The organism is Anaerovibrio lipolyticus LB2005 (assembly GCF_000621545.1).
GTDB classification, from domain to species: Bacteria; Bacillota; Negativicutes; order Selenomonadales; family Selenomonadaceae; genus Anaerovibrio; species Anaerovibrio lipolyticus_A.
The window spans coordinates 56,079-63,736 of sequence record NZ_JHYA01000013.1 but is presented as its reverse complement, the minus strand read 5'-3'; the positions used below and the strand labels follow the sequence as shown (position 1 = coordinate 63,736).

Below are 7,658 nucleotides of genomic sequence, written 5' to 3'. Positions count from 1 at the left end.
GGTGATGATGGCTATGTGGTCCCACCTGTTCCCATTCCGAACACAGTAGTTAAGCACATAAACGCCGAAAGTACTTGGCTGGAGACGGCCTGGGAGGATAGGAAGTTGCCGGTTAATAAAAAGGACTGTCTGATGACAGTCTTTTTTATTATGTTGATTTGTTTTTTTTCACGGGTCGTCTCCAGCCACCCGCACTTCCGCGGTTGGAAGTTATCTGTTATATTATTAGCTTGCATAACCAAAATACTTGTGTTATCATCAACCTTGGACAAGGGATGGCATCCGTTTGGAGTCATACTCTTTAATTTGCTTCAATTTTTATAAATACTTTTTCGCTTAGATCCTTGGGACTGAGACGGATGGCACCAGCGGCCGTGAGGCTTGCTGTTATTCGTGTTTATATGCCTTCTTATCCTTTGCGATGAGGAGGCTTTTTTAATTAGGCATTTTATTGCTCCCTTGTTTGGATTTTTTATTGGGAGGTGCTTTTTTTGAAAACAGCATTGAAGAAGGCTTGCGATTTTCTTGTAGGCAATATGAGTTTATTAGTTTTTTTGATTGGGGTTTTTGCCGTATGGCGTCCTGAAGCTCTTACTTGGGTAGGGCCACACATTCCTGTTTTGTTGGGAATCATAATGTTTGGCATGGGTATGACCCTAACGGTAGACGATTTTAAAAACATTCTCAGGAATCCAAAGGGAATTTTTATTGGAGTCTGTGCACAGTTTCTCATTATGCCAGCCGTAGCATTTGGATTGGTAAAGGCCTTTGGTTTACCACCGGAAATTGCTATTGGCGTTATTTTGGTAGGAACCTGTCCAGGAGGAACAGCATCCAATGTAATTGCTTATTTGGCTAAGGGTGATGTGGCCTTGTCTGTATCCATGTCGGCAACGTCTACTATATTAGCTCCACTGGTTACACCGATTCTTACATATTTATTGGCAGATGCAGTAATTGATGTGTCAGTGTCCTCAATGATGATGTCCATTGTAAAAATGGTATTGCTGCCTGTTTTATTGGGCTTGGGGGTCCATCATTTCTTTGAGAATTTTTCAAGAACAATAAATCCTTTTATGCCAATGCTTTCGGCGGTTACAGTGGTTTTAACCGTTGGTGGCGTGGTATCCCTCAGCGCAGCCAAATTATTGGATGTGGGACTTATGATGTTTGCAGTGGTTATTTGTCATAATTCCTTTGGATTGTTGTTAGGATATATTTTAGCTAAGCTATTTAGATTGGATGAAAAGAGAAGCCGGACTGTTTCAATAGAGGTTGGTATGCAGAATTCCGGCATGGCCGCTTCCTTGGCTGTTCTCTATTTTGATCCAGTGGCTGCTATTCCAGGAGCTATTTTCAGCGTATGGCATAACGTATCGGGAGCGATGCTAGCTAATTATTTTGCTAAGCACAGTGAAGAAGACAATGATGATAATCTAATTGATAATAGTATTAAATGTATTTAAAAATATGGTATGTGAGGTAAGACAACAATGAAGATTTTAAGAACTCAGGATGAAATAAAGCAATATTCTAAGGAAATGAAAAAAGCAGGAAAGGTAATAGGTCTTGTTCCTACCATGGGGGCTCTCCATGAGGGGCACCTTACTCTTATGCGTACAGCACGTCAGTCTGTGGATGTGGTTATTGCTTCAGTGTTTGTAAATCCTGTTCAGTTTGGTCCTAATGAGGATTTTGATGCCTATCCCCGTCAATTTGAAGAGGACTGTAAAAAATTGGAAGAGACTGGTGTGGATGCTGTATTTCATCCAGAGCCAAGTGAAATGTACCCTGAGGGATTTTGCACTTATGTAAATGTGGAGGGTGATTTTACCAAAAAGCTGTGCGGCGGCCAGCGACCGGGACATTTTCGTGGTGTAGCTACCGTAGTTACCAAGCTCATTAATCTGGCACGGGCTGATAAGGCCTACTTCGGTCAGAAGGATGCACAGCAGGTTTGCGTAATTCGTCGTTTCGTAGAGGATTTGGCCATTCCTGTGGAAATCAACATGGTTCCTATAGTTCGGGAGGAAAGTGGTTTGGCCCGCAGCTCCCGTAATGTATATCTTTCCAAAGAGGAAAAGACGGCTGCCCTGGTATTGTCCCGTAGTCTGAACATGGCAAAGAAGGCCTTTGATGATGGTGAAAGAAATGTTGACAAGCTCAAGCAGATTATTTTGGATGAAATTAATAGTGAGCCAATGGCAGTAATCGATTATGTGGAAATATATTCCTTCCCGGCTTTGGAAGAAATTGATGAAGTAATGGGCGAGTCCATTATGGCAATCGCTGTAAAGATTGGTAAGACACGTCTTATTGATAATGTGATTTTGGAGGGCTAAGAAAATGATGCTTCACATGTTAAAATCTAAACTTCATTGCGCAACTGTTACTGAGGCGAATCTTCAGTATATGGGCAGTATAACTATTGATGCTGATTTAATGAAGGCAGCGGGAATATATGAAAATGAGCGGGTGCAGGTGGTAAACAACAATAACGGCTCCAGGCTGGAAACTTATGTTATTCCCGGGAAGGCGGGATCCGGAGTTATATGTCTTAATGGCTCAGCAGCCCGCTGGGCCCAGCCCGGAGATGTGGTTATAATTATGGCCTACGCTTTTATGGAAGAAAAGGAAGCAGTTCAGTATAGACCAACTGTAGTCATGCTGGATGGAGATAATAAGGTTAAAGAAACCCGAAATTATGAATGTCATGGGGAAATATATATAAATAACTGATAGGCGGCCTCCGTTATTATTCTGTTTTAGGATAATGACGGAGGATTTTTATTCTGGTTAGAAAAACAGAAAGTGTCAGAATGTTGATTTTAATGTAAATAAAATATAAAATTATGTACAAAGGTGGTGATTCGTTATGGATCAAACGTCTGAGAAAAAAGCATTTATTCTTACTATTGATGATGATGAAATTAATAATATGCTGCTGGGAGCTATCCTGGAAGAGGAATATGAGGTTGTATCTATTTTAAGTGGTGAGAAGGCCATTGAATTTTTAAAGGGGCGAAAGCCTGATTTAATTCTTCTGGACTTAAATATGCCTGGTATGAATGGTTTTCAGGTGCTGGAGTATCTGAAACAGGATAAGGACTTAAAGGAAATTCCCGTTATTATGTTGACGGCTGAGGTGGATCAGGAAACAGAGGTTAAGGGAATTCAATCTGGGGCCTTTGATTTTTTGCATAAGCCGTATATACCGACACTTATATTGACACATGTTCATCGGACTTTGGAATTAATATCCCTGCAAAAGCGAATGCAGGAGCGTATCAATATGCAGATTCAGGCCACAATGAATCAGCTGGCCTCCACAAAAAGGCTGTTTAAGCAGATGGTTTTTGCTTTGGCAAAGACCATTGATGCCAAGGACCCGTACACTAATGGGCATTCTCAGCGTGTAGCGGATTACTCCAGGGAAATTGCCTTTAGGGCTGGGAAATCGAAAACCTATCAGAGAAAGATTTTTTTTATAGCACTTCTACACGATATCGGTAAAATTGGGGTGTCAGGTCAGGTCCTAAATAAGCCTGATAAGCTGACTCCCAGTGAATATTCTTCAATTAAGGTTCATCCTATCATAGGTTCCTCGATTTTATCATCGGTTCAGGAGATGGAGGAATTGCAGGTTGGTGCCCGCAGTCATCATGAGCGTTACGATGGTACCGGGTATCCGGATGGGTTGGCAGGCCAGGCCATTCCAGAAAAGGCCAGGATTATTGCGGTGGCTGATGTGTATGATGCGATGACTTCAAAGCGCAGTTATCGTGATATATTGCCCCAGGAAGTGGTGAGAGAGGAATTGGTAAAGGCCAAAGGCACTCAGTTGGACCCAAAATTTACGGATATAATGCTTCAAATGATTGACGAGGATGTGGAATATAGAATGCATGAGTAGGGGGCTTTTGCAATGGAACCTAAACAGCGCTCGATGTTTGAATGGGCAATGCTTTTGGGACTGTTTTTCTTTATTACTGCCCTGGGAGCTTCCCTTTGGTACTTTTCCAATGATAAGGATATAAAAAAGCCCGTCGTAGGTATAGTATTGCTGGGGGACAGAAATGAGGAAGGGTGGAATGCACCGCAGTACAGGGGAATGAAAAAGGCCTGTGATGCCATGGGGGTGGAGCTGCTGGTAAGCGATAACAACAGTGGCCTCGATGGCAAGTGTGCAGATGCAGTACGGAAAATGGTAGAAAATGGTGCCGGAATGGTATTTCTTACCAGCTATTCCTATACGGCAGACGGCAAAACCTTGATACGTGAATTTCCCCAAGTAGCTTTTGGTACTAATTCTGCAGAGTGCCGGGGGCGGAATATGACATCTTATTTTATTCGCATGTATCAAGGGCGGTATTTGACAGGAGCCCTGGCGGGAATGCGTACCAAGAGCAATGTTATTGGCTACGTGGCAGCTATGCCAAATTCTGAAGTGAATCGGGGAATTAATGCCTTTACTCTAGGGGTTCAGAGAACTAACCCCAATGCCAGGGTAGTGGTTATGTATACGGGAAGCTGGGAAAATGAGGAAGTAGAGGAAGAACATACCTACAGGCTTATTACTCAGGAAAAGGCCGATGTAATAACCTACCATCAGGATGAACCAATGGCCGCCACTGTGGCGGAAAAAATGGGAGTAGATTATATTGGCTATTATGAGGATCTGCAAAATGGCTCAGAACATGATTTAACTTCGATTATGTGTAATTGGGACCGTTACTATGAGGATATAGTAAGGTATTATCTCAAGGGCGAAATGAATTTTGTGGACAATAGATGGGTAGGCATGGAGGCTGATCTGGTAGAGCTCAGTCAGCTTTCTGATGCTGTGACTTATGAACAGCGTACTGTATTGAAACAATTGAAAAAGGAAATGTTGGCTGGGCGTTTTGTCTTTGCTGGTGAGATATTTGATAACAAGGGGAGACGCCGCTGTCAGCCTAATGAGGTTATCAGGGACGAGTATCTGTTGCAGCACATGGATTGGCTGGTGAAGGGAGTGGACGTCCTTGAATAGTAAAATCAGTAAATTGGGACTGTCCCAAAAGGCTTTTATCGAGATAATTATCCTGACCATAATTTTGTTTATTACCGGCAATATTCTCCAGAATCAAATAAGCCGTAAGTTAAATGATGCTGCTGAGGAATCCGTATCTCAAATGACGGCGGATATGGCCCAGCTGGCAGATGAGCGGTTTATGCGCTACATTAGCACCCTAAAGGCAGCTTCCATTTATTTGGAGCAGCATGAGGAACAGAAAAATAATATTTTGGAGGCCATTAATCAGGAAAATGTATACGGCAGAGCCGGTGTTATGGATTACGAGGGAAACATAACTGGAGCTGTAGTCAGCAAGCATGATTTTCCCAAGCTGCTCAGGGCTTTTCAGGGAAATAACGTGGTGGATTACCACACTGACGGAGGCATAATTGTGGCTGTTCCTGTTTATTATGGGGATAACGTAAGGTATGTTCTCTATCAGATTTTTCCAAGGGGAAATTTAACCAAGGTTTTTGGACTGGCAGATTATAACCCATATAGCCGCATTATGATTCAGTATAAGGATGGTAGTTTGGCCGTTCCTTATGAGAATTTTTCCACAAAGGATCACGAATTTTGGGATGATCAGGATATAAAGGCCGGTATGGTGGAGGTTCATTCCAGGCTGGAAACAAGCAAGGCTGCAGCTGTTTATACAGAAGGAAGCAAAGGGAAATATTATGTTTTCGGTGCAGACCTTCCACAAACAGATTTTTCCTTGGTGGGATATATTCCTTGGTCTGCAGTGGCAGGAAAAATCAATAGTGTGTATCAGATGGTGCAGTGGGTATTTACTTTGATGCTGCTGTTGTTTGCCTGTGTCAGCATTTATCTGTTTATGGCCCAGACCAAGGTGGCGGAGAATGAAGCCCTTAAAAAGGCCCGACAGGCAGCAGATGATGCCAATCAGGCCAAGAGTCAGTTCCTGGCCAATATGAGTCATGAAATAAGAACCCCTTTAAATGCCATTAACGGCATGGATGAGATGATTCTCAGGCGTAGCAGGGACATGGATATACGGCGTTATGCCAGCAATATTCATTCTGCCTCCACAGCGCTTTTGGGAATTATTAATGAAATTCTGGATTTTTCCAAAATCGAATCCGGCCGTATGGAGCTGGTAACAGATAAATACAGCTTAAGGGTTCTCCTTAAGGAGGTAGTGACTCTGGTGGGGTTCAGGGCCAAGGCAAAACAGTTGGAGTTTATCATAAATGTGGATGCCGACTTGCCTAATGAGCTGTATGGTGATGTGGGGCGTATACGCCAGATACTTATTAATGTCATTAACAACGCCATAAAATATACGGATGAAGGTACTGTAACCTTCGATGTAAGTGGTGACATCGTAGAGGATACACTTAACCTTAAACTGGTGGTAACAGATACTGGTATTGGTATTAAGCCAGAGGATATGGAAAAGCTGTTCAAGGATTTTGAGCGTCTTGATATTCAGAAAAACTGCAAGGTGGAGGGCACGGGCCTTGGTTTGGCCATTACCCATAGGCTTCTTACCATGATGGGGGGAGCTGTTAACGTAAGCAGTATCTACGGAGAGGGAAGTACCTTTACCATTGAACTGCCTCAGAAGATTATGGGGGCAGAGGTTATTGGAGATTTTGATGCAGATCAGGATATAGAGGAAGAACTGGAGGACGTGGTGGCCACCAGCTTTACTGCTCCGGAGGCATCCATTCTCATAGTTGATGACAATGAAATGAATTGCTTTGTGGCGACCTGTATGCTGTCTGATACCAAGGCAAAATTGACAGTGGCTCACAGCGGAAGTGAGGCATTGGAATTTCTGAAGAAAGAATCCTTCCATTTGGTTATGACAGATTATATGATGCCGGGAATGGATGGTATTGCAACTCTCAATGAGGCCAAGAAAATCAAAGGCACTGAAAATACAAGGTTTGTTATTCTGACGGCTACTGCCCTGGCAGGTGTTCGTGAAAAATTCCTGTCAGAGGGCTTTGATGATTATCTTAGCAAGCCTATGACGGGTAAGCAGCTTGAGACTGTGGTAAAGCGCAATCTTCCTGCTGAATTGGTGCATCCGGCAGAAAACTCCGAGGCAAATGGATTAAATGACGTTAAAGTGTTGGAGGAACCTGTAAAAACGGACAGCAAGGTTGATGACGATGTTCCTATTTCCAGTCGTATTCCTAAGATAGATATGTCCATTGGACTAAAATACTGCAATAACAGTGATAATCTTTATAAAAGGCTTCTTGGCATGTTTAGCAAGCTTTGTGAGGACAATATCAAGGAAATGGAACAATCCTTTGGGGAGGAGCAGTGGGATGCATACAGAATTAAGGTACATGCCCTGAAATCGGGGGCCTTAAATATCGGTTGTAATCTACTCCATGAAATGGCCAAGGAACAGGAGCAGGCCGGTAAGGAGTATATTTCCGAAGAATCCACTGAGATACAGCGCATAAAGGCTGTGGAATACATGAAACAACACCATGAGGAGCTAATGGCTATGTATCGGCATGTGGCTCAAATGGCCAGGGATATGACAGAAGAATAGTACCCGGATAAAAGAAAAACAGGGTTGGGAATACTTTTTAGGTTTCCCAAACCCTGTTTTGAT

Annotated in this window: 6 protein-coding genes and 1 rRNA gene; all 7 read left to right on the top strand. The window is 42.9% G+C overall.

The features are described 5' to 3' along the window. Positions 1 to 114: ribosomal RNA gene (gene rrf, locus T355_RS0110605) — 5S ribosomal RNA — on the top strand; the annotation flags it as partial. A gap of 422 nt (positions 115 to 536) precedes the next feature. Continuing rightward, positions 537 to 1,466 carry a bile acid:sodium symporter family protein gene (locus tag T355_RS0110600; RefSeq protein ID WP_051555542.1) on the top strand — a complete coding sequence of 310 codons (930 nt, stop codon included), beginning with the start codon at positions 537 to 539 and terminating at the stop codon, positions 1,464 to 1,466. A 27-nt stretch (positions 1,467 to 1,493) separates the two neighbouring features. Beyond that, complete coding sequence (panC, locus tag T355_RS0110595; RefSeq protein ID WP_027397737.1) at positions 1,494 to 2,342, top strand: pantoate--beta-alanine ligase; 849 nt, start codon at positions 1,494 to 1,496, stop codon at positions 2,340 to 2,342. Between the two features lie 4 nt (positions 2,343 to 2,346). Then, on the top strand, positions 2,347 to 2,739 hold the full coding sequence (panD, locus tag T355_RS0110590; RefSeq protein ID WP_027397736.1) for an aspartate 1-decarboxylase: 393 nt from the start codon (positions 2,347 to 2,349) through the stop codon (positions 2,737 to 2,739). Between the two features lie 136 nt (positions 2,740 to 2,875). Further along, complete coding sequence (locus T355_RS0110585) at positions 2,876 to 3,913, top strand: HD-GYP domain-containing protein (RefSeq protein WP_027397735.1); 1,038 nt, start codon at positions 2,876 to 2,878, stop codon at positions 3,911 to 3,913. Positions 3,914 to 3,925: 12 nt separating this feature from the next. After that, entirely contained in the window at positions 3,926 to 5,032 is a 1,107-nt protein-coding gene (locus T355_RS0110580; RefSeq protein WP_027397734.1) for a BMP family ABC transporter substrate-binding protein, read from the top strand. Next, positions 5,025 to 7,595, top strand: a complete 2,571-nt coding sequence (locus tag T355_RS14845) for an ATP-binding protein (protein ID WP_051555540.1) — start codon at positions 5,025 to 5,027, stop codon at positions 7,593 to 7,595. Before T355_RS0110580 ends, T355_RS14845 begins: the two co-directional genes overlap by 8 nt. Positions 7,596 to 7,658: the final 63 nt, after the last annotated feature.